The sequence below is a fragment of the Rhizobacter sp. genome, assembly GCA_021153565.1.
Classification (GTDB): domain Bacteria; phylum Pseudomonadota; class Gammaproteobacteria; order Burkholderiales; family Burkholderiaceae_C; genus Albitalea.
Genome location: JAJKJU010000090.1, coordinates 1 through 21,415 on the forward strand (window position 1 = coordinate 1; position 21,415 = coordinate 21,415).

At 62.1% G+C, this 21,415-nt stretch carries 25 protein-coding genes; 4 read left to right on the forward strand and 21 right to left on the reverse strand.

Going from position 1 to position 21,415, the window contains the following annotated elements; all coding sequences use genetic code 11:
- Window positions 1-1,218: 1,218 nt before the first annotated feature.
- The 5 genes from AC30NL_RS05690 to AC30NL_RS05710 form a co-directional block, all read right to left on the reverse strand.
- Window positions 1,219-1,536 (reverse strand): Shedu anti-phage system protein SduA domain-containing protein, encoded by a 318-nt coding sequence (locus AC30NL_RS05690; RefSeq protein WP_489463043.1) that lies wholly within the window; start codon window positions 1,534-1,536, stop codon window positions 1,219-1,221.
- Window positions 1,439-1,780 carry a hypothetical protein gene (locus tag AC30NL_RS05695; protein ID WP_489463067.1) on the reverse strand — a complete coding sequence of 114 codons (342 nt, stop codon included), beginning with the start codon at window positions 1,778-1,780 and terminating at the stop codon, window positions 1,439-1,441. Before AC30NL_RS05695 ends, AC30NL_RS05690 begins: the two co-directional genes overlap by 98 nt.
- Window positions 1,744-2,490, reverse strand: a complete 747-nt coding sequence (locus AC30NL_RS05700; RefSeq protein WP_489463044.1) for a hypothetical protein — start codon at window positions 2,488-2,490, stop codon at window positions 1,744-1,746. The genes AC30NL_RS05695 and AC30NL_RS05700 overlap by 37 nt, the downstream gene beginning before the upstream one ends.
- Before the next feature lie 209 nt (window positions 2,491-2,699).
- On the reverse strand, window positions 2,700-3,725 hold the full coding sequence (locus AC30NL_RS05705; protein ID WP_489463045.1) for a nucleotidyl transferase AbiEii/AbiGii toxin family protein: 1,026 nt from the start codon (window positions 3,723-3,725) through the stop codon (window positions 2,700-2,702).
- Window positions 3,718-4,314 carry a DUF6088 family protein gene (locus tag AC30NL_RS05710; RefSeq protein ID WP_489463046.1) on the reverse strand — a complete coding sequence of 199 codons (597 nt, stop codon included), beginning with the start codon at window positions 4,312-4,314 and terminating at the stop codon, window positions 3,718-3,720. Before AC30NL_RS05710 ends, AC30NL_RS05705 begins: the two co-directional genes overlap by 8 nt.
- Before the next feature lie 136 nt (window positions 4,315-4,450).
- On the opposite strand from AC30NL_RS05710, the gene AC30NL_RS05715 reads away from it, so the two are divergent.
- From AC30NL_RS05715 to AC30NL_RS05725, 3 genes are all read left to right on the forward strand, one after another.
- Window positions 4,451-5,050: a hypothetical protein gene (locus AC30NL_RS05715; protein ID WP_489463047.1), complete on the forward strand. Its 600-nt coding sequence runs from the start codon at window positions 4,451-4,453 to the stop codon at window positions 5,048-5,050.
- Window positions 5,047-6,153, forward strand: a complete 1,107-nt coding sequence (locus tag AC30NL_RS05720; RefSeq protein ID WP_489463048.1) for a helix-turn-helix domain-containing protein — start codon at window positions 5,047-5,049, stop codon at window positions 6,151-6,153. Before AC30NL_RS05715 ends, AC30NL_RS05720 begins: the two co-directional genes overlap by 4 nt.
- A 476-nt stretch (window positions 6,154-6,629) precedes the next feature.
- Window positions 6,630-7,271 (forward strand): DUF938 domain-containing protein, encoded by a 642-nt coding sequence (locus AC30NL_RS05725; RefSeq protein WP_489463066.1) that lies wholly within the window; start codon window positions 6,630-6,632, stop codon window positions 7,269-7,271.
- A 443-nt stretch (window positions 7,272-7,714) separates the two neighbouring features.
- Here the strand turns inward: AC30NL_RS05725 and dnaB are convergent, their stop codons facing one another.
- From dnaB to AC30NL_RS05805, 16 genes are all read right to left on the reverse strand, one after another.
- The gene (dnaB, locus tag AC30NL_RS05730; RefSeq protein ID WP_489463049.1) at window positions 7,715-9,082 is read right to left on the reverse strand and encodes a replicative DNA helicase; all 1,368 of its coding nucleotides are present in this window, start codon (window positions 9,080-9,082) and stop codon (window positions 7,715-7,717) included.
- Window positions 9,079-9,324, reverse strand: a complete 246-nt coding sequence (locus AC30NL_RS05735) for a hypothetical protein (protein WP_489463050.1) — start codon at window positions 9,322-9,324, stop codon at window positions 9,079-9,081. The genes dnaB and AC30NL_RS05735 overlap by 4 nt, the downstream gene beginning before the upstream one ends.
- Before the next feature lie 39 nt (window positions 9,325-9,363).
- A complete protein-coding gene (locus AC30NL_RS05740; protein WP_489463051.1) occupies window positions 9,364-10,119 on the reverse strand; it encodes a helix-turn-helix transcriptional regulator in 756 nt (251 codons plus the stop codon).
- Entirely contained in the window at window positions 10,116-10,487 is a 372-nt protein-coding gene (locus AC30NL_RS05745; protein ID WP_489463052.1) for a hypothetical protein, read from the reverse strand. Before AC30NL_RS05745 ends, AC30NL_RS05740 begins: the two co-directional genes overlap by 4 nt.
- 22 nt (window positions 10,488-10,509) lie before the next feature.
- Complete coding sequence (locus AC30NL_RS05750) at window positions 10,510-10,881, reverse strand: single-stranded DNA-binding protein (protein WP_489463053.1); 372 nt, start codon at window positions 10,879-10,881, stop codon at window positions 10,510-10,512.
- Window positions 10,882-11,020: 139 nt separating this feature from the next.
- Window positions 11,021-11,701: a hypothetical protein gene (locus AC30NL_RS05755; protein ID WP_489463054.1), complete on the reverse strand. Its 681-nt coding sequence runs from the start codon at window positions 11,699-11,701 to the stop codon at window positions 11,021-11,023.
- A complete protein-coding gene (locus AC30NL_RS05760; RefSeq protein WP_489463055.1) occupies window positions 11,698-11,895 on the reverse strand; it encodes a hypothetical protein in 198 nt (65 codons plus the stop codon). Before AC30NL_RS05760 ends, AC30NL_RS05755 begins: the two co-directional genes overlap by 4 nt.
- Entirely contained in the window at window positions 11,895-12,386 is a 492-nt protein-coding gene (locus AC30NL_RS05765) for a hypothetical protein (RefSeq protein WP_489463056.1), read from the reverse strand. The genes AC30NL_RS05760 and AC30NL_RS05765 overlap by 1 nt, the downstream gene beginning before the upstream one ends.
- Window positions 12,387-12,434: 48 nt before the next feature.
- Window positions 12,435-13,631 (reverse strand): PFL_4669 family integrating conjugative element protein, encoded by a 1,197-nt coding sequence (locus AC30NL_RS05770; protein ID WP_489463057.1) that lies wholly within the window; start codon window positions 13,629-13,631, stop codon window positions 12,435-12,437.
- Window positions 13,628-14,050 (reverse strand): hypothetical protein, encoded by a 423-nt coding sequence (locus tag AC30NL_RS05775; RefSeq protein WP_489463058.1) that lies wholly within the window; start codon window positions 14,048-14,050, stop codon window positions 13,628-13,630. The genes AC30NL_RS05770 and AC30NL_RS05775 overlap by 4 nt, the downstream gene beginning before the upstream one ends.
- Complete coding sequence (locus AC30NL_RS05780; RefSeq protein WP_489463059.1) at window positions 14,047-15,984, reverse strand: hypothetical protein; 1,938 nt, start codon at window positions 15,982-15,984, stop codon at window positions 14,047-14,049. Before AC30NL_RS05780 ends, AC30NL_RS05775 begins: the two co-directional genes overlap by 4 nt.
- Window positions 15,984-16,508, reverse strand: coding sequence for a hypothetical protein (locus AC30NL_RS05785; protein ID WP_489463060.1), 525 nt, complete (start codon window positions 16,506-16,508; stop codon window positions 15,984-15,986). Before AC30NL_RS05785 ends, AC30NL_RS05780 begins: the two co-directional genes overlap by 1 nt.
- Before the next feature lie 22 nt (window positions 16,509-16,530).
- Window positions 16,531-17,115: an STY4526/YPO1902 family pathogenicity island replication protein gene (locus AC30NL_RS05790; protein ID WP_489463061.1), complete on the reverse strand. Its 585-nt coding sequence runs from the start codon at window positions 17,113-17,115 to the stop codon at window positions 16,531-16,533.
- A 10-nt stretch (window positions 17,116-17,125) separates the two neighbouring features.
- Window positions 17,126-17,344, reverse strand: coding sequence for a hypothetical protein (locus AC30NL_RS05795; protein WP_489463062.1), 219 nt, complete (start codon window positions 17,342-17,344; stop codon window positions 17,126-17,128).
- A 10-nt stretch (window positions 17,345-17,354) separates the two neighbouring features.
- The gene (locus AC30NL_RS05800) at window positions 17,355-19,103 is read right to left on the reverse strand and encodes a ParB family protein (RefSeq protein WP_489463063.1); all 1,749 of its coding nucleotides are present in this window, start codon (window positions 19,101-19,103) and stop codon (window positions 17,355-17,357) included.
- 5 nt (window positions 19,104-19,108) lie between these two features.
- Window positions 19,109-20,002 (reverse strand): ParA family protein, encoded by an 894-nt coding sequence (locus AC30NL_RS05805; protein ID WP_489463064.1) that lies wholly within the window; start codon window positions 20,000-20,002, stop codon window positions 19,109-19,111.
- Between the two features lie 794 nt (window positions 20,003-20,796).
- On the opposite strand from AC30NL_RS05805, the gene AC30NL_RS05810 reads away from it, so the two are divergent.
- Window positions 20,797-21,415: hypothetical protein (locus AC30NL_RS05810; RefSeq protein ID WP_489463065.1), on the forward strand; the 619-nt coding region annotated here is incomplete at its 3' end.

Here is a 21,415-nt window from a genome sequence, read left to right on the forward strand (position 1 = left end):
ATCCCGGGCCCCAATACACTGCCCTCGTCTACAACAGATCGACTCGCTTCGCGTCGCCGATCTCAGGCCGCTCCAGGCTCATACCTGAATTGGAAAAGACTGAAGGAGATGTCGCTGGGCGAGTTTGTGAGGCGGTACGGTACAGAGGAAGCATGCGAGGAAGAACTGCAGGCGCCAACAAGGCCTTGACCTCCGGTAGCGCCTGCACTTTCTCCACCGCCTTGGGATACGCCGCGGACTTCTGATCAACGCTCGAACTTGCCGGGGTGGCCTGGCAGCCCCTGAATGACCTCGCTCCCGCGCACGTATGGATCTGTTGGCCGGGCTAATCCGATTCCACATTCCACTGAGCGGACGGTCGAAGATTGAGCCGTGACGATCGCAGGCCGCGACCACGGAGGTCAGCATTCGCTACCAGCGAGTACCCGCATTGGGTCGGCAGCGCCAGTTCGTCACCATCGGATGCAACCGGTCGGTGCCGAAATTGTCGCGATAGTCCGTCGCCATGCGCGAACGACCGCTGTCACGCCACCTTCTTGGCAGCGTCGGCGGAGGTCAAGTTCCAAGGTGGACCGGTCGTTCGCTGAGAAAGGCGCCGCCGGCTCCCATGGGTCGGCAGCGACAGTTCGCCGCGTGCTGATGCCGTCGTTCAGCCGCGCTGGTCGCTGGGCCGTCGGTTACCACCCGCGAATGACAGCTGTAGACTGATTGCAGACCTTTGATTCTGCGCGCATGAGTGACCGCTTCCAGCGCGAACGCTCACCGGGAGGTAAACCTCAGTCGAGGGGCCTCCTTCGGCCAACAGCACACGGTAGCCAGCTTACTGCAGAGAGATGCCTGCCTCTCTGCCGCAGGCATGCTTGCACGGCCAGTCACTACCCGTAGATGTCGCAGCCGTTGAACATCAGGAAGCTCTGACCAGGCGCGGTCAGCGCGTGTTACTGCTACCCGCCGCCGAAGAAGCCCAGCATGATCCTTTGCGAAGTGCGCTCCATATTCCTCCTGTGGACCTGGGCCTCAGCGCGGGGATGGCTTGGTCCTACACCAACTACGGCAGGCATCTTGTGGAGGGCAATCTGCCAGCATTCGAATGAGGCCGAGCTCGTTGTCGGGCTGAGCGGTGTGCTCGTGAGATACCTGAGTCGCCGGTTCCCAAGAAGCTAGCCGCATGGTCTTGCATCTTGCCTGTTCGGGCGGGACCGCTGTGTCGAAGCCGAGCTATTCGGCCGGCAGAGACGCTGGTGCCACGCTGAGGGCCGGTCCGCTGCGCAGTTGATCGAGCACCGCTTGAAGCCGCGCCAGCAGGTCGTCGTAGGTGATGATGTCCGCGACACCCTTGGAATCGCGGCGTAGTACTTCGAACTCGCGGCGCTGCGCCTCGGACAGCGTGTTGCTACGCCCCATGATCACAATGCCCGAGGGGTTGATGATCCGGATGTTAAAGCCCGCTGGTAGGTCGGTTCTCAACAACTGGGTCATGTAGTCCTCGCCAGCCGGCCCCCACCGGTTCAGATGCCTCAGGTAATGAGTAACCATGACCCATGGCACCGACCAGGTCGCGCATTGGCAGGTGGTGGTCGCGGTAACGTGCCGGCAGCATGATGGGCTTCCCCATCGGCTTCTTGATCTCGATGACATCGACGTTGCCGGATGCATCGACCAATAAGATGTCGATGCGCCGCCAGGTGGAGGCGTCGGCGTCCCAAAGCCTGACCTCGGTGAAGGCCTTGATGTACCTGGGATTCAGCAGCAGGATGATCTCCACGATCTCCAATTGCACTGTGCCTCCGAAGGCCCTGTCTCATTGGCCAGCATGGCCTGCAGCCGGTCCAGAGCGAAGGCGTATTTTGCGATGTCGAACTGGCGAAAGGGGGCCTCCAGGTTTGGTGCGGTCGCCGAAGTGCGCTTTTCGACATAGACATTGAGCAGCGCTTCGGCGTCGATCACTGGTTCGGTGTACTGGCGAACCACAGTGCCGACGCGCGCCTGGACATAGCGTCGCAGTTCGTGCGGCGTTGGGAACTGGTTCAGCAGCCGCTCGTATTCGGGGATCGGGATGGCGTCCGGATCCGGGCCGCCGATGACGATGCGCTCAAGATCAAGGCTTTGGACGATGCCGAGGATGGACACCTTGCGTTCGGCGCTGAACCATTTCCAGTCGGGGCGTGCGTCCCGATGCAACAGGACCGGTGTCTCAAAGCCAAGGACCTGGGGCTTGAACCGAAAGTACTCGCCTTCTGCCGTCGCGATGGCAAACACCAATCGATCGTCGTCTACCACGACGATGTCATCGTCATCGGCGGCGGAATTGGTAGATCCTTCGGCAGCGTCCTCGACGAGGTCCTGCGACGTGAGGTGGAACGTGCCTTTCACCAGCAGCTCATCGCCGCGTCCGAACCTTTCGCGAACCCAACTGGTGTCGTCGCGCGGGCGGTAGATGAGGTGGAGCTCGTTGTCGGAGATGTCGAATTCAACGGCAGGCTTGGTCATGGTCGATCCTGGAAGAGGACACATCGCGGCCGACAACGGCGATGTCGCCGCGGTCAGCAGGGCGGGCCGCAGATCAAAGGCGGATTCACTGAACGTCGTCCGGCTGGCCCGCGCAACGACTCAACGGTCTCTACAAGAGGAAGCCTGACAGCATGCGGTTCACGCACCAAGCGCCGAGGCGGCCGGCGGCCTTCGACATGGCCGGCCGCTCAAGGCCTCGCAGCTCCGTTGGCTCTGGCTGCAACTTCCGCGCAGGCCTGCATGAGGTCTTCGAAGGGCAGGGCATCCCCCACCATGACTTGGTCTTCGAGCATGCTGGCGTAGTCCGCAGCCAGGGCCTCGCGTGCGGCTCCCTCGGGCACCACATGCAGGGTGCCCGCGACGGCGGCGAAGTAGTCGACCGTATTGCCGGCGGCATCCTTCTCGCTGAAGAAATACGACTTGTGCTCAGCTACCGCGCGCCCGACGTCGCGGTCTTTGACGGCTGCCTCAAAGTGGGAGCTTCGCATGATGGCTGCCAGGTCGTGCCAGTGCCTCGCATAGCGCTCGCCGCGGATTCGGCCTTGGGCGCAATAGACGTGAGTGGCGGTTGCCTTCTCCCAGAAGGTCCGGGCAACGCTCATCACCACGGGGGATGCGATCGGGAACGTTACGCCGTCGACTTGGCCGTCGATGTCGCACGTCACCGGCATGGCCGCGTGCGGTTCGCCTGTCGCCCGGCCGCCAAACTCCAATGTGACGACCGGAGCGACATATCCGGTCCCTTGTTTGACTGCGGGGTAGTGAAGCAGCAACTTGTCCTTGTCTGCGCCTGAGATTTCCAGTTTCGCACCCAGCTTCGCCTGGTCGAGTGCTTCCTGAATCACTGGTTGCACCGTGCCAGCGATCCACTCCGGAAGTCGGTCGCGCACGGCTTTCGTCCACTTGCTTGCTTGGCTGCGGCTGGTCGGCAAGAATTCCTCGCCCCTCGTCAGGTCGGCGATCAGCTTGCGGATGTCGTAGGTCAGGTCGAGGTCTTCCGAGAACCTGTCGATGATCCTGTACGCCTTGGAGAGCGACGTTCCGCCCTTGAACGTCAGGTCAGCGCCGACCGGCGACTCGAACAGCGTGCCAAGCGTCCAGACGACCCAGACGTCCTTCTCCAGCAGATGGGCCGGGCGGCCGATCCGCTCCCGGCCCAGTTCGAGGACTTCGGCCCGGTCCGCGTCGCTGAGTGAGACGTAGGACTCAGCCACGAATCGCTTCTTCGCCGATCGCCCTGGCCATCCATGAGGGCAGGCCGGCACGGCCCGACGTCAGCGCCTGCCATTCCGTGAGCGGCAGCGTTCGCCGCAAGGCGCTGAGCGACTCGCGCACATGCGACGGCCCCATCCAGGCTAGCGCCCGCACGGCTGCGCCGGCCTGGCCGGCCCCCAGCGCCAGCATCCAGCGGGGAGCATGCTTGACCGTCACCTCGTAGCGGCCCAGCTTCAGCTTGCGGCTGCGTCCCGAGGTCAGATAGACCTCGCGAATCGGCACCTGCTGTGTCAGGCCCAGCGCGTTGGCCGCGTTGGCGCCGTGCGGCGTGACCACCTCACCGCTTTGGGCGGCCAGAGACTGCAGGACTTTTTCAGGAGCTGGCGCGCGCGTGCCGAACCTACTCGAAACCGGCGTGACGTAGGTGCCCCGCGCCACCCGAAGCAACTTGCCCTCCTTGGCAAGTCTCGAGAACGCCTGATCAACCGCAGCTCGGCTCCCAAGGTGCAGAAACTCCTTGGGCGACACCACGCCGCCCTCGGGCTGGGACTCGGCGTGCGACAGGATGGAACGGGGGAGCGTGCTCATGGGTTAGGCTCTTTTGTCAGAATTCTATTGCCGTTTCTGACATTTTGCTTCTGCACGAGCTTGACCGCAGGAGGGAGGTTGACGAACGAGAAAATTCGCACCAAAATTCAGTTGACGATTTATTGGATTTGCACAAATGACTTTGCCACTGCCCGTTGCCTTCAATCCCGCACTCTCTTCTAACCGCCTCCATGAGGTGGCATCGTGGCTGCTGGACGAGTTCTACGCGACCGAGGATGACCTGTCTCGCTCGACCGACAACGGCTACACGCGGGGTTGCACGACCTTTGGCCGGCAGCGCAGCCGCATCGTGGCCGAAGCTGCGTCCGGCAAGCATTCCTGGCTCGGCCTGCCCAACGGCAACAACGACGTCGTCTTCACAATCGGCGGCGTGCCGTGCCGGTTCAGCAACGACGACCCGGCCAACCCATCCAAGGATGCGGTGTTGACGGCGAACCGCTACCAAACGGATTTCCTCGAGTTCGCCAGCCGGGGGGAGCCTGGCCGGTTCTGCTTCATCATCGATCGCGGCCAGGACGGGGCCGCTGAGCCGCGCGTCGAGTTCCTGGGCTTCACGCCCAGCGGCGAGGTCGCATGCCGCTGGGTTTCCGATGCTGTGCGCGTGCTGCGGGTGGAAGGCGAGCAGCCCTTGGCGCCAACGGTGCCGGTGGGCAAGCCGCAGATCGCGCCCAAGCGCCGCGACGAAGGCGACGCGGCTGCAGAAGCCCTTCGATGAGCACCGGGTTCATTGGGAGCAATCTGCGACTGGCCCGTTTGTTCCACGACTTGTCGCTCACGGACCTGGGCGACAAGGTCGGCGTCTCCAAACAGTTTCTGAGCCGCATCGAAACCGGGGCGGAAGCCGCCTCGGCACAACTCCAAGCCAGTCTGGCTCAGGAGCTGCAGGTGCTGCCCGACTTCTTCCATTGCATCGATACCCACCCCATCGCGGACGAGCAATGCCATTTCCGCAGGCAGCTCACGACCAAGGTTGCATTGCGCCAGGTTGCCCGCGCCCGTGGGGAGATGCTCAAGCGCCTGATCGGCGTGCTCGACGAACATGTCGAGCTGCCGTCGTACCAAGTGAAGGAGGCCGACGCGGAGGCGACTGAGGCCATCGAGCGTGCTGCCGAGATCTTCCGGTCGCTGTTGGGCCTGGGGATGGGACCGCTGAGCAGCGTTACGCGGATCGCCGAAAACGCAGGTGCCGTCGTCATGCGTGTGCGCGGGCTGGCGCCAGAAATCGATGCGATCTCATTTGCCACCAAACGTCCTCTAATCGCCTTGAATGGCGACGGCCGCTCGGCCTGTCGCGAGCGCTTCGGCATCGCCCATGAGCTAGGTCATTTCTCGCTGCACATCGGCGTCCTGACGGGCGATCGCCTCACTGAGACGCAGGCCAACCGTTTCGCGAGCGCGCTGCTGCTGCCACGCAGTACGTTTGCCACTGAGTGTCGTCTCGCCCTTCGAGGCACTCGCTTGAACTGGGCAGGCCTATCGGAGCTTAAGCTTCGCTGGGGCGTCTCCAAGGCCGCGATCATCTTCCGGGCTCGCCAGCTTGGACTGTTCACCGAGGATCAGGCCCGGGCGGGCTATGTCGGCCTGAACAGGCACGGCGAAGCCTTGCGCGAGACGGAGGATCACGTGATTCCGAATGAGGAACCTGAAGTGGTCCTGGAGAGCCTGAAAGTCATGAGGGAGCATTTCGGCGTGCCTGAGGCCGCGGTTGCTCGCGAGATGCACGTACAACCCCGGCTGTTGCAGACCTTGTTGAACAGCACCCCCGTCGAACCCTCGGCCAATGTCGTGCGGCTCGCGCCGGACAAGGCCACCGCTTAAGTTCATCGAACTTTGCGTTGTGGCAGGGCGCTCAAGCGCTGCTTCCCGATCACTAGCCCGAGCCGGTGCGCAGCTGCAGCTATCCGCCTAAAAGCTGTCATACGTGAGGCGGAGTCAAAGGTCGGCTAACGCTGCACACAGTTGCCATCGGGATCGAATCAGCGCGAACATCAGCAGCACTCATCCGAAATTCCGCGGCATGCACCGCAGATCTGCCGTTCGGCATCGTCTGCTGGCAAATAGCTGTCATTCGCCATCAATCGAAATCAAGTGACAGCGCCTCACGATCGTGATCGGCGCGAGTCAGCACTGAAGAGACATCCGCTTTGCTGATCCCGTTGCCGCAGAGCTGCGGCCGGGCCCGCGCATAGGCACCTGAAGGAAGTCCCCGCAGCGGAGGGTACACATCGGCAGGCAGCAGACCGAGCGATTAAGGCGCCGCGCGCGACTTGAGACCGTGCATTCGCCTACCATCGCTGCATGGACGCACGCGAGACCGCCCCGCCCCCGAGCTCAATAAGCAGCCGATCCTCGAGGTGCTCGCGCGCGTATTGCCGCCACGCGGCCTCGTGCTCGAGATCGGCAGCGGCACCGGGAAGCACGTGGCGCACTTCGCCAAGGCTTTGCCCGCCCTGACCTTCCAGCCCAGCGAGATGGACGTGGAGCGCCATGCTTCCATCGAGGCGTGGGCGTCCGCAGGCAATCTGTCGAACGTAAAGCCGCCCTTCGCCATCGATGTCACGAAGCGTCCCTGGCCCGTATCCGCGGCTGACGCGGTCGTGTGCATCAACGTGATCCACATCTCCCCGTGGGAGGCCACGCGCGCGTTGATGGCAGGCGCCGCCAGGATCCTGCCCGCCGGTGGCGTGCTTGTGACCTACGGCCCGTACATGCGCGGCGGCGCGCATACGTCGCAGAGCAATGAATCGTTCGACGCGAGCCTGCGCGCAAGGAATCCGCTCTGGGGCGTGCGCGACATCGACAAGGTGGCGGAAGTCGCGGGCAATGAAGGCTTTGCGCTGCAGGAGGCCGTACCGATGCCGGCAAACAACTTCACGCTGGTCTGGCGGAAATCAAACGGCGCATCCGCCGGCGCGCGCGAGCTCATCGACGGTTGAGGCGGCCACCCCAGCGCGATGGCCGGGGGCGGCCCGTAAACAGCCCTCAGATCTCGGTCTGCTCGGAGATCTCGAGGGCGTCATCGATCTCGATGCCGAGGTACCTCACGGTCGACTCCAGCTATGGGGCCTCAGGACATAAGCCAGGCTCTTGTGCCGATGGCGGCGCCCTCCCCCTCGGTCGACTGGTCGACGGTTCGATTGCCCCGAATGACGTCATATTCACTTCTTGGTAACCATCCCCCGGCAAAGCCCGGGCTTTCGATACTGGAGCCGCTCAAAGCGGCTGACTCCTTGCCATCGGTCGGCGCTGCGCGCTCGTGCAAAACGGCCGCTGCGGTACTCGCAAACTTCAGCTGCCTCCCCGGCAGAGCCGGGGGGCCTCCATTGGTGGCTAGACGCAGCTTTACTACTCTTGACGACATGCACAACGCGGCGTACGGTCAGCAATGCATTGGGTCGAAATTTTCGAAGCGCGTCATTGGCTTGAGGAATGTCAGTTTGACTGTCCCGGTCGGGCCGTTGCGCTGTTTGCTCAGGATGATTTCCGCCACGCCTGGCTCGGAACTCTCCTTGTTGTAATAGTCATCGCGGTAGATAAACATGATCACGTCAGCGTCCTGCTCGATGGCGCCGGATTCGCGAAGATCGCTCATCATCGGCCGCTTGTCATTGCGCCCTTCGACGCCACGATTGAGTTGAGACAACGCGATTACCGGACATTGCAGTTCCTTCGCCAGCGCCTTCAGTCCGCGCGAAATCTCGCCCAGTTCGGTCGCTCGGTTCTCCTCGGATGCCCCTGAGGTGCCGCTCATGAGCTGCAGGTAGTCGACAACGACGAGGCCAAGCCGACCGCACTTGCGCGCCTGGCGCCGCGCCCGCGCCCTCACCTCGCTCGGTGTCAACGCGGGACTCTCGTCGATGAAGATCTGCACTCGGCCAAGTTTCTCAACGGCTTCAGAAAGCCGCCCCCACTCGTCGTCGGCCAACTTGCCGGTCCGCAGGTGCTGCTGGTCGATACGGCCGAGTGATCCGATCAGTCGCTGGGTGAGCTGGTCCGAGCTCATTTCCATAGAGAAGACCATTACGGGCAGGCCACCGTCGACGGCAACATTTTCAGCAATGTTCAAGGCTAGCGCCGTCTTGCCCATGCTCGGCCTCGCCGCGAGAACAATGAGATCACCCGGCTGAAGACCTGTGGTCATCTGGTCCAGGTCATAGAAACCTGTCCGCACCCCGGTGACGTCCTCGTCACTCTCGGCCAGCACACTGACCCGATCGATGAACTTGACGACCAAGTGATCGATGCTCTGAACTTCTTGCTTCGATTTCGAACCCTCTTCACCGATGCGAAAGATGAGGCTCTCGGCCTCGTCGATGACTTGCGAAGCAGGTTTGCCCTGCGTGTTGAACGCGCCCGTAGCTATGAGGTCGCCGGCGGATACGAGTTTGCGCAACACCGAACGCTCGCGCACGATCTCGGCATAGCGGCGGATGTTTGCTGCGCTCGGCACGCTCTGCGCGAGTGAATTGAGATACGGCAGCCCACCGCAATCTCCGGCACGTCCGAGCGCCTGCAGCTGCTCGAACACTGTGATGACATCAGCCGGCTTGTCCGCGTTAATCAACGTGCCGATCGCGGCGTAAATATGTCGGTGCTCGAACCGGTAGAAATCGTTGTCGCTAAGCACGTCGGCCGCGAGATCCCAGGCGCCGTTGTCAAGCAGTAGCCCGCCCAGAGCGCTCTGCTCAGCCTCAATGGAGTGCGGGGGGATGCGAAGTGCCTGCAGCTCGCTATTTGGCGTGTTCATTGCCACAGTCTCCTGCGGCCAGCCGCGCGCGCGACCAGGGGTACAAGGAGGATCCACTCCCGCCCCGTGCGGTCGATGGCCTCGGGAAGCGTGTAACCCATGTCCTGCAGCCAGTCGGCGCGATCAAGCACCAGAGCGACCGCGACCTTCTCGCCCCTCGACTGCACCGACCAAGCATCTTTGCCTCCGAGCTTGCCGTCTCTTGCCTTGCCCAACAAGTGATTGAAGTCAGCATTTGGCATCGTGGAACTTCCGCGACCAACATTCATTGAATATCTCCCTTAGATGAGACCGTAGGCGGCGGCCAGAGTCGCGGCGGCACCTCGTCTGGAAACACCAAGCTTGGCGGTGAGCCGGCTGACAAGAAGATCGACGGCGTTGGTGGACTTGCGCAGATCGTTCGCGATCTGCTTGCTGCTCAGTCCTCGATGAAGGTGGCGAAGCAACTCGAGATCGATGTCGGTCAGTTTGGCGCGCATGACGAGTTCGCGCCTGCTCTGCGCAACCCACCAACCGTGCAGTTCCATGGCAAGCGGGCGCGCCATGACCTTGAGAGCCGTGTAGCGCTCCGACTCGAAGAAGCCCTCGCGCCGAGACCCGAGCACGAGCAAGCCAAGCCGCGCGGCTCCGCCGCTGGATGGCGCGGGCACGATCAGCGTGGACTCGAACCCGAAGCGCCTGGCAAGCGAGAGCGCTTCCAGTTGGGCATGCGATTGGATGTTCAGGTGCGACCCGCACACCGCCTCAGACGACTCGCTGGCGTGCATGATCCATGGATCATGGCTCGCGCAAACTATGCGCTCGTATTCGTGAATCCAGCCAGGGTCGCAAGCGAGCATGAATCGCAGCTGAGCAGTCTCGTCACGCAAGAAGCTGCAGAAAACTGCGGCGTCGGCGCCAAGGTGCTTCTTGGCCTCTCCCAGCAAATGCACAGTCTCCGGCTCACTGCGCGACGCCGCGATGCGGCAAATCACTTCGCCGACCCGCTCAAAAAATCCGGGTGCGACGACGATGACCTCAGGCGTGGAAGGCGTCATGAGCACCTTTCCTGCACGATGAGTTCACCGAATATGCGAAGCTCCATGACATCAGACGTGCGCAAATCGTCGATCGACACGCTGCCCCAATCCGGAGTGCCGGCTTGTGATTCAGAGCCACGATCACAACTCAGCCACAGAGGGGCGTGCAGTTGCTCGACGGCGAGCGCTCGAGAGGCGTCGCGATCGAACACGATGACACGCAATCGCGTGCCGTCTGCTTCGCACCAGCTGTGGGCGTGAATCTGGTAGCCATGGAAATTGCTCGTGGACCATCCAACGAAGAGCGCGTCGTGTGCGGCCTCGATCGCGATGGCGTGGATCTCCTTCAGCTCGTGTGCGCTGGGGTGACTGACGGGCGGAATCATCTGGACCCTCAACGCGGTGGCGTCAGACTTGCGCGTCGGCGTGTCGCCGGCTCGCGAGCTCGGAACGCTTCTCGGCACCGGGCGCGCCGAACTCGAACTCGTCAACTACGAAGCTGAAGTCGAAGTGGTCTACACCATCCTTCTGGTAGTTGTTGTTTTCGATCCGAGCCAAGATTGAGAGCTGGTCGCCCTTGCGGCAATACTCAGCGATTGCTTCGGCCTTGCGGCGAAAAGCGGTGAACTGGATGCTGACTTGCTTTTCGAGCTGGTCGCCTTCCTGGTCTTTGCCGGCGTACTCGTTGCGGATCAATGTGAACTTGGCATAGGCCTTGTCACCGTTTCCGGTCAAGGTCGGCGCCTTGGCAAGCCGACCGGTGAAGTGAAGATGATTCATGGTTGTCCTTTTGTGAAAAGTCCTTGGGTTGCATCAACAGCGTTGTCTGTCGTCCTTGTTCCTCCTTTCGAACCGCCCCGGCTTGCATCAGCACGCGCGCCGGGGCCCAGCGCGCATGTCACTCGAAGATGGCTCTGCATCAAAAGACGAAACGTCCTCGCGCAAAGTCCTGCCTGACCCCTTGGTCATCGACGTAGCGGTACTGCTTCAGTTCGTTACGTTCCAGTCCGACGCCGACCAGGTACTCGTCGACCAGGTCGGGTGTGAATCCTTCGATCTCTCCAGTCTCGAAAACCACGCGGTACACCTCCTGCGATCGATCGAAGGACAGATGCACCACGATTCCGTGCATCCCCTCCTCGGCCATCGAACCGATGTCCTTCGATGCCGCCACCATGGCGCCAATCACCAAGTAGCCGTGGTACCGGAACCCAGGGCCCAGCGGCCGTTTTGCATCGGTCTCGTTGACGTGCCACGCCCTCGGCAGCGGCAGCGGAGGTCCAACACGCGGCAGTCCGCGCACAGCGTCGTCGAAATTCGCCGCTCGGTTCACATTGCCGGCCAAGCGCGTCATCCAAGCGGGCGTGATGCCCCAACGATCTGCAAGCGCGCGCAGCGTCCAGCCCTTGACGTAGGCGGCCGTCTTGAAGGCCGCCGGTGTCATCGGAACGCGCACGGCCTTGGCCGACTCGCTCAGGCGCGACAGTGCGGATACGTTCGAAGTTGAGTCGCTGGCTGCGAGGTGCCGGGCCTTGCCATCGGCTGCAAAGGTGCCGCTCGATTCGATCAGGCCGGACGTGGCGTTCAACACTGAACTCACTGCACCATCTCCAAAGAGATCTCAGCGTTGTACTGGAGTGCAACGCCGACGTTGCCGAAAGCAATGCTCCGCAAGACGTATGGCATCAACAAGTCGTTGATCTGCAAAAGCATCGTGGCGGTACGCACCGGCAAGAAGCCTTCAAACTCGGGCATATTGCCTGTCAACACATTGGGGCCGGTTGCTGTCGGCATCAGCGGCGCCCTTCCACAGGTTGCTGCTTGGCAGTCGCGCTCAGGCGCTTCGTCGCCTTGAGTACGTAGCGGGCGGACTTCTCGCGCTCGTTGAGCTGTCGAGCCAGATGGTCGACTTCGCGATACCACTTCGCGACGTGCGCACCGCAGGCGGCGAATCGCAACTCCATGCCATCCCAGGGCAGGTGACCGCCGCTCACCGCATCGCGCCAGCGCAGGGACTTCTGCGTAGTCTTCGTACGATGATGGAGGCACAGCTGCACCAGCCGGCCGGGTATCGAGTGCGTCAGCTTGATCAAATCGACCATCTCGGCATGGACCTTGTCAACTTCGTCCTGCGCGTCGCGCTCCTGGCGTGCTGCGCCCTTACCCGTAAAGCGCTTTGGGTCAACACCGTGTTGACGCCCGTCCATAGCTTCAGACGCGACGGGGCGCGCCTGAATGTCAACATCGCTATCCGACTGAATCGCGGTCACACGACGCCCTTTCATCACTCGCCCTTTTGCATCAACCCTTTGACCACTTGCCCCAGCACTCGGCTAGACCAGCTGAGCTGCTTCAGCTTCGACGGCCTCAGCGGAAGCCGCAGATTCGGCTATACCGGCTGCCTCAGCCTTGGCCAGCTCTGCGCTCACTTGCAGCAGCATCTTCTTGTCCTGCTCCGTGAGCTGCAGGCGACGGCGCGAATGGCGCGGCGCCATACGGCCGGAAAAGATGTCAGCGGGTATGGGTCCAAAGATTCCTGCTGCAGCCGTCACCCGCTTGGCCCCTTCTGCGACAACACCCGGCATGAAGTCCGCACGCGCCAGCTCCCGAAGCTCGGGACGCATGAGCCAACGCTCGAAGCGCGCCGTCTCGCCGAAGTGGCGGCGAATCACGCGGGTAACTTCGCGGATCCGTATGCGCTCCTGGTCATCCGAGATGAGGTTCTTCCGGCCGAGCGTTTTCACCAGGCGGATGAAATAGTCGTAGCTGACCATCAGCTCAGCAATGGCGTAGCCGTACGGGGACTTGAAGCCAAGCTCCAAGCTCTTTGGCTCAGCGGACACGAGCAGGCCATACGACAGCCCGCGGGCTCGCATTGACTCCAACTCTTCCTTGCCCTTCTTGATCTCCTTTTCGATGAGATCCTTCATCAAGCTCAGGGTGTGTTCGTGATGCACCAGCGCCCAATCCGCGTACGGGTTGTCCAGGCTCGTCAGCATCCACAGCGAACGCAATGCCGACGCGATGCGCTTGCCGCCCACGATGGCGGGGTAGGCCCCTTGCGGATCCTTGGCACGCCCGACGAACAGCCGATAGCCCTCCTTGGTATGGAGGGTCATCGAGTCCTCGCCCTCGGTCACGAGCGAGCCGAGTTGGCGCATCGAGCGCGCCTCGTCGATCTTCACGACCTCGTCGGCGCCATTGCGCGACTTCCAGCGCGTCTCCATGTCGCGCAACTCGCGCTCGCGCTCATCGAGCAGCAACAGACGCGGATACAGCGGGTCGCTTTCATCTGGCTCATCGGCGGCCAGCAGTTCGGCCAGCGCCGTGCGCTCCCCGGTGATGCTGTAGCCATCAAGAAATGGCGATGCTGCCTCTCGAATGAAGTCGATCGACACGCCACCCATGGCCAGCGGCCCGGGCACTCCAATCGATTGCAGGGAACTCGTAAGCGACGCCACGGTGGGCGTGTCCGCATTTTCTGGCTCAGCGGCAGGCTTGCGGCGGGAAGGCTTTGTGATAGCCGTCATTTGACGTTCTCCGATGAAGGTGGGAGTGATGCACCAGCCTTGGCAGCGTCCACGATGGACTCTGCTTGCAGCCGGACCAGGAAAGGAATTGGGCGATCTGAGACACCGGGAATGGACTCGACGTCCGGTAGCGGTTCAGCGAGGAGCTCGACGAGGGCCTTTGTCGGGACGGTGTACTCAGTCCAAGTCTTTGGGTGCACCCGCGTACACAGCAGTCCGCGCTTTACCAAGCGCGCAGAGGCGCGATGGACCCGATCTCGGGACATCAGGCCACCGAGCTGGTTGTCTCCCAGCTTGGTGACCGAAGAACGCACGGGTACTTCCGTCGCACCTTGGGCCACCAAGTAGGTGAGCAAAACACCCTCGTCGTAGTCACGCAGGCGGTGCATCAAGGCGGCGAAAAATTCAGGGCTTGTCATGCATCCTCGCTGTTCGAATCTGCGACAGCACATCCCGTGTATGCATTGTTCGGATTTGCTACACGGTGGGCGTCGAATGCGATGTTCGTATTCGCGACACCGCTGCTTCCGGCTTCTTCCGCCATATTCCGCAGGGAGACTGTCTCGAATTCCTTCACAGAGTTCGCCGGTTGCAAGGGGCCAGACTGCTCCATTGGGTCCGTTGACAGTCCAACTTGCCGACCAAGAATGTCGCGACGCTGCTGCTGGTATCGAACTCGGAAAGCACTTGCTGCTTCGTTGGGCTTCGGCACTTGCGACGCCTCACTGCTGGCCTGGATGACAGGACCCGTATTCATCGCCGTGGCCAGCCGTGCTTGGGCAGCCTGCCGGGACTGGCGGGCTGCCGCCACAGAGGCAGCCAAGGTGAAGACGACGTTGCCCTCAAGCGATCGATCGACCAACCCCTTTAACCAAGCCAGCGGGTTGTGAATCGTCTTGCGCGGACTGCCGAGATTCCCAGCCAGTTCGTCCAGCAAGCGCTGCTGAAGATCGGGCTCCGCAACGGCCACGAGGCGCAATGCTCCATCGTGCAGTGAGGCATCCAGCTTATCCGGCAGAATCAACTCGGCGACGATTCGAGGTGCCCCAGCCGCCTGCGCCGATTGGGGGGCAGGGATCGCCTGTGCTGTCGATTCCTGAGCGAGTTTGTCTTGCTCGAAGGGAAGATCCAACGTCCTACAACTACTCAGCCCTGCAAACTCGTCAAGGCTTCCATCGCGCGCACGCGCTGTAGTTGTATTTGTAATGTTGTTTTGTATATAGAGTTTCGACAAAAGGGCAACTCTAGTTTCGACAAAAGGGCAACCCTTGGCGTCGCTAAGTGCTTGTTGTTTCGACAAAAGGGCAACCCTTGAATGGCGGTTTCCGCCATCGTCGTGCAGTGCCGAGTCGCTGCTTGCTTGTTGCGCCAACAGCCGACGGACGGGCAATCCAGGAGCGTTGGATCCCGTGTCGAGCAGACGCACGACGCGGGTGACGTTGCCGTCCTGTCCGACGATCTGAGCCCGGTTTGGAAGGAGTGAGTGCTGCAGCGGTGCGGCCTCGATGGCGTGACTGGTGGCTTTGGCTTTGCGACCGCGCCGCTGCGGCATAACTTGGCCGGACAAGCACGCCAGAATGGCCTGCAGATTCAGGCGCGCCAGCAACTTTGGCCGTTGCTCCTGACTCCAAGCCTCCTGAACGAAACCTGCTCGTTTAAGCGCATCGCGCGCATTGCGCTGGACCTTGGTGCCAAGGCCCAGCGCAATGCGGGCATCTTCCACCGGAGCGGGGAAGAAGCCTTGCAGATCGAGGTGACGATGGAGTGCCGCCGAGCGCTGCAGTCCGATGAGGTGGGAGAGCACCAGGCCGGCCGATACGCCGCCAGCCAAATCGGCGAGCGCCTTGAAGTACATGACGGGCGCGCCGAGCACCTTGGCGACGCTCTCCCAATGCGGCGGATCGTCGGTGCCCAACCCGGCGATTCCGAGCGTCGCAGCCAGCGCGGCAAGATCGATGCGGAAGTACAGCCTGGCGGGCGAGCCAGTGAGGTTTTCTTGCCAGACACCGATATTGCGCAGCTCGGCACGGGCGCTCTCCTGCTCACGGGAGCTCAACCCGGTTGCATCCGCCCAATCGTTCGCGGTCTTCCAGAACCAGCCGCCACGTTCAGGGTGTTCCTGTAGCCAATTGCGGGTCCAGTACAGGGCATGCCCAAGCATCAAGGCGGGCTTGAAGCCGCCCACCCGGTCGGCGAGGACCTGGTAATACTGGACGTAGCCGCGCTGCACCAGTCGAGCGTGAACCTCGCTGTGCTCGCGTCCTGGCGGTGCTGCGGGCGGGGCCGGGCTCGCGCTTTCAGGCGCCGTGGCAGGCGGCGCCGACAGATACGAGAGAGGTTTCGGACGTGGCATCAAGCGCCGCTTCCGGTAGCCACGTTTCGCGCAGACAAGGACCAAGCTCCGGCGCTGTGACTCAACAGGCGCTGCGCTAGCAGTTCCATGTCGATGCGATGTTCAACCAGGCGTCCTCGGCGCTGCTCGGTGAGAAACCCGATCTCGCGCAGTCGGGCGCGGGCGCTTTCCTGCTCTCGACGCGACAAGCCAGTGGCCTGATGGCAATCTTCCTGCGAAAGCAGGAATGCCCCTTCCTGGCCGGTTCGCTGCTGCACCAACGCGACTGCATGGCTGAGCCAAAGTGCCGCCGTCACGCTGGCAGTCAGGTCGACGAAGACCCGGTGAAATGCCACGGGAGTCTGGCCATACAGGTCAAGCAAAACCGCCTGCTCGGGCGTGAGCTGCGTGGCCGGTAAGACTGGCGGCGTGCTCGCACCGATGCGTGGCGACGCTGTTCGTTGCATGAGTACAGGCCCGCGGCGTGCCTTCGCACGGCGCTGCTGCCGGTTGGTTGGCGCGGCGGGGAGTTGCAATACAGGCATCGTGGGCTCCGGTTGGTGAAAATCAGCGCGCCGAACGGCGACGCACCGAGGGGTTCTCTTCGAACTCATTCAAAGTGCACCAAAGCGACTGGATGGTCCAAGCGTCGTGCAGGAGGTGAAGTTGGTACAGCCGCTCGCGTACTTGGGCCGCCGGCTGCTCCTTGGCAAGCCGAGCCCAGTCGTTATGGATACGCTCACGCAGCGCCACCGGCGGGAATTTCGGCCTGCCAGATTGCGTGCCCTTAAAAAGCACGCTGCGCAGGGTGCGGATTTCGTCCACCGAAAGCTTGAACAGCTGTGAGAGCAACTCCGGCGGAGCTCCGTTGATGACGAAATACTCGCGCATCTCGTTGTCGCGCTTGATGGCGTCGAGTCGGCCAAAAGATGCGATCACAGCTCGGCCGTCGAAGTTCGCCGTGATGACGAGTTGCTCCACCTTCGCCGCGTTGACGAAATCTCGCGCCGGGCGCTGACGAAGCATGTCGAGCAGCAGCGGATCCACGCCGGTGCGCAGTAGTTCATCCAGGGCATCCGGTCCTTCTTCCATGCGCTCGACCAAGTGCTCCAGGATCAAGCGCTTGAGGGTGGGGCAGGTAATGGCGAACATGCGGTAGACCTCAGTGTGTGATGTCGTCTAGGCGGCCAAACGCCGCCATCACGGCGGCGCTGTCGAAGCTCACCGTGATGACGAGTTGCTCCACCTTCGCCCCATTGACGACATCACGCGCCAGCAGCCGACGCAACGCGTCGAGAAAATGCGGATCTCGCTCAAGCATGCGCTCGACGAGGCGGAGCAGGAACGAGCGGTTGAGCGTGGGACCGGTGTTCTCGAACATGGGGCCGACCTCAAGCGAAAACCGGTTCGAGCTGGTCGAAGAAGCGCTGCGGCTCCGCCTTGCGCCAGTGCAGCGCCCACGACCACAGCTGCAGGAACAACTCGCCCAGTTGCGGGTGCCAGAAGAAATCGTGCACGTCAGCGACGGCCATGAACGGCGCCGGGTGGGCGACGCCCATCACCAGTAGCTCGTATTGGGCTGCGAAGCCAGACGACGACTGCGCCGCAGCCTTCCATACCGAGTCGTTGGGAAGACGTGGACTGAGGCGCCGATCGAACTGACCGGAAAGCGCTGCCAGGACGTGCCAAGCCGCCTTGCGCAGTTTCACATTGGCCGGCGCTTCACCATCGATGGCTTCAATGCCGGCTTCGGGCAACTCGACGTAGTAGCCGAGCGGCATCGATTCGCAGATCGCCACCACGTCGCCCAGTTCCGCGATCCGCGTGATGTCCAGCAGGATCGATTGAATCGTCCCATGAGCATTCCGCGGGTCCGTAGGATCGACCATGGGACGCTCGACGACACCCTCGTCGGCGCCCGTTCCGGCACTATGCGCGACGGGCGCAAGCATCGCGGGCGATAGCGGGAGTTGTTGACCTTGGGGCGCCGATGACACGGGACGGGCCGGCGTGGTGGCGGGCGGTTGTTCGTTGGCTTCCAATGCAGCCGCGCCGCCAGCGTCACTTTCGCTGTTGGAAGCAGATCCGCCACTGACTGAGCCAGCAAATGTCGGCAAGGAGCTTCCGACTTTGCGCAATTCGGTCGCGCTCAGTCGCGGATTGTTCGCTCGCGCAGAGAGCATCAATGGCAGTTGCTTCTCCGGCACATTGAGCAGTGCCGCAATGGCCGTGTTGAACGATCGAACCAGTTCCTCACCATCGAGAGACACCTCGCCGGGCGAGGATTCCTGGGCCTGGACGCGAAGAACGTCGCTGGTCAGATCCAGACAATTCGCGAGGACCTTGCGGAACGCCACCCAACCCGTTCCGAGCTGGTCGCATAGGGCCGCCAAGCTGGTGATGGCAGGCTTGAGCGTCGTCTTGACCATGTCGGCGCGGAGCCAAGGGCCGACGGGCTGAAGATAGTCGACGACAAAGAGCAGGTTTTGCACGGTGGACAAGCCGAAGTCCATGCCGAGCCGCTTGGCCTCCTTGGCCAGTTCCGGAGCCGTCAGCACCTTGCTGGATTCCTTTTCCAGCTCATCTTTCAGGCTGGCAAGACCTTGGGCCTTCTCCCAGAAGGAGGTGTCGCCCCGCTGTTCGTTTTCGGCCAAGTGGGCCGCAATGACAGCGGCTTCGCCGGGCCACTTGCGGAACGTTACCGACATCGTTTTCCAGCGAGCTTCTGCGGTCTCGTCCTGCAATTCGTGGACGATCTGCAGCCGTGTGTTGCCGCCAGAGAACGGGACGTAGTGCTTCTGGCCCGGGCGTCGAGTGACAGTAAGCTGGTTGGTCACTCCTTGGGCGCGAATGCTCTCCTTGATGGCGGCGTACTTGGGGTTCTCGGTCGTACGAGGATTGTGTTCGTAGGCGCGGATTTCATCGCTCGGCAGCACCATTTGCGAGCCATCGAATTCGTCATCCTGTTGAAGATCGTTCGAGGCTGTAGCGGGCCTGGGAACGCCAAGCGCCTCGCGGGCAACGCGCGCCCGCATCTCGTGAACGTTGATCTTCTGACTTGGCTTGGCGTCAACCGGAGGAATGCCCAACTGAGCGGCGCGACCGGTGGCGGTGAGCGATTCCGGTGTCTTGGCGGTCATACCCATCACTCCGCAGCTTCGACCGCCGGCTCTGCCGGTGAGGTCTGTTCGACGTCGGAAGTGCGCACGCCTTGGAGCATGGGCGCGAGCTCCCAGCACAAGCGATGCATGGTGTCTCCCGCGCGTACCGGATCCATCCAGTGAACGGGAATCTGATTGGTGGCGGCCTTCTTGTAGGCCACGGCGCTGGGAACTTGTGTTTCCAAGACCGAGACGCGACCACGCAACTGGACAAACTGTTCGCGGATGACCGACGAAAGAGCGCGGCTGTCAACCGTGTTTTCAGTGCGATAGATGACTGCCTTCATCGGCGGAACAGCGAGCCCCACATTGGCGCTCGGTTCAAGTCGCTCGAGCAGCTCCAGCGTGCCCGAGGTGAACTCGCGCGCGGACAAGATGTCCGGACAGACCGGCGAGATCAGGATATCGGCCGCCAGCACGGCAGCGTCTTGCAAGTGGCCAACGGCCCCTTGGGTGTCGATCAAGACGATGTCGTAGCGGTCCGCCACCCACGGGTTGTGCAGCGGCGTTTTGATGCGAGCGCCGCGATCGATACGGGCGCCGAGCCATTGCTGCAAAGTTCCATCCGGACCGTCGGATGCGATGATGTCCAGCTGTCCCTGCGGCGTGCCGCTTGGTAGCCGAGGCACCGTGCAGTGTGCTGGACGCAGCGATAGCTTAGAGATGCAGTCGTCGGAGACCGCACCGCTCATGATCATGTGAGACAGCCCCTTGGGAGCGCGCAAGCTGTACTCGTAGTACCGGGAAAGTGAAGGCTGGAGGTCGGCATCGACCATCAGTACTCGCAGGCCCAAGTCGGCCAAGATGGCGGCGAAGTTGGCGGTGAGGGTCGTCTTGCCCACACCCCCCTTCGTGGAGACCACTGCGTAAGTGATCATGGGCGACCTCCGGCTACTGGGGTCACCCAAACGGCGCCATCGGCGCCGGGAAAAATTCGATTGATCGGCATTGCACCTCCTTCGCGGTTGTTACCGCGGGGTGCTTACCGATGATGCTTGCGAGCTATTCGACCCGACCGTCTCGGGTCCATTTGAGTGTGTGCATGCAGGCGGATTTCGCCTGCATTCCGCCCCTACTCTCTCGGGGCAACCACCACACGCTGTGTATTATGTAAACCGTCGCTGAATTCGATCTGACAACGTTCAGCGTGCGCACCATCTCCAAATCCCGGGCGGTGTCAACATTTTTCGTTCAAGTGGCCGCAGATTCGGTGGCCAACAAATGTCTCCGAATCGCCTGTGAGTGTGAGCAATCATTTCGAGGGGCCGATGATCGAGCTTGATGATGGTTAGACGGCATGAAGCGCGCCCGCTCGATCTCCCAGGAATGGAGTTCGCACGAAGACCTCTCGCCACCAGCGGCGCCCGAAACAAGTCAGGCCGAGCACGGCTGCGAGGTAGTCAGTGCTCCATCCGACGAGTTGCGCGCGAGCTTGGGCCGTGCACGCCGCACGCTGCAACGGTGGCGATAGCCTTGGGCGCTGAGCCTGCGCTAAGTCTCTTCGAGCCCGCCGTATTGGGACGTGGCACTTGGGCCGGCGGCGGGTTCAATTCTCATCAATGCGCAACGACTTCGCGAATTCGCGCTTGGGTTCGCGACGTTACCCAAAACTTTCGTTGATGGGCCAGAGTGCGTGGATCGCTTTGCCATTACGTAAGGATTGAGTCCCATCATGAGTTTCAAAAAGATTCTTTGCAGTGGACCATCGTCGATCCCACGCACTGCGGAAAACACCGTCCGGACGTCGCGCAGCCCCAGTTCATTGCACGGCATCGGTTCTACGCTGTCGGGTCTCCTGGTCCTTTCCCACAAGTCGCCTCCGACGACTGGCGAGAGTCCGGCGGCATCTCTTTCTCCGCGCCACTCGCTTGCCGAGCTGATGCAACAGGAAAGGCCTACCGCGCACACCGCGAGCTTTCTGAATGAACCAAGCACGTGTGCCGGGTTGATCGAGATGCTCAGCGAGCCTACGGCGCTTACCGCGAGCTTTTTGAATGATTCCCTGCCACCCCGACCGCCTTCAGGAGGTCCCAACATCACGCGGCACGAGCTGAGCAATCCTGCGCGGACGACACTTGGGAAAAACCAGCCAATTACCAACCCGGCGACGAAACATCTAGGTGTCCCATCCCGTGTGATCATGTGCCAATCCGCAGCTGGCCGCTGTTCCGAGCCAGAGACCTTTTGCGTGGTGTTATCGAAGCCTTCCAACACGAGAAAAGCCAGTGAGTCGAGTCCATCCGCAAGCCCGAACGACGCCGCGCACGCGAGCCGAAATCAATTCCTCGAAA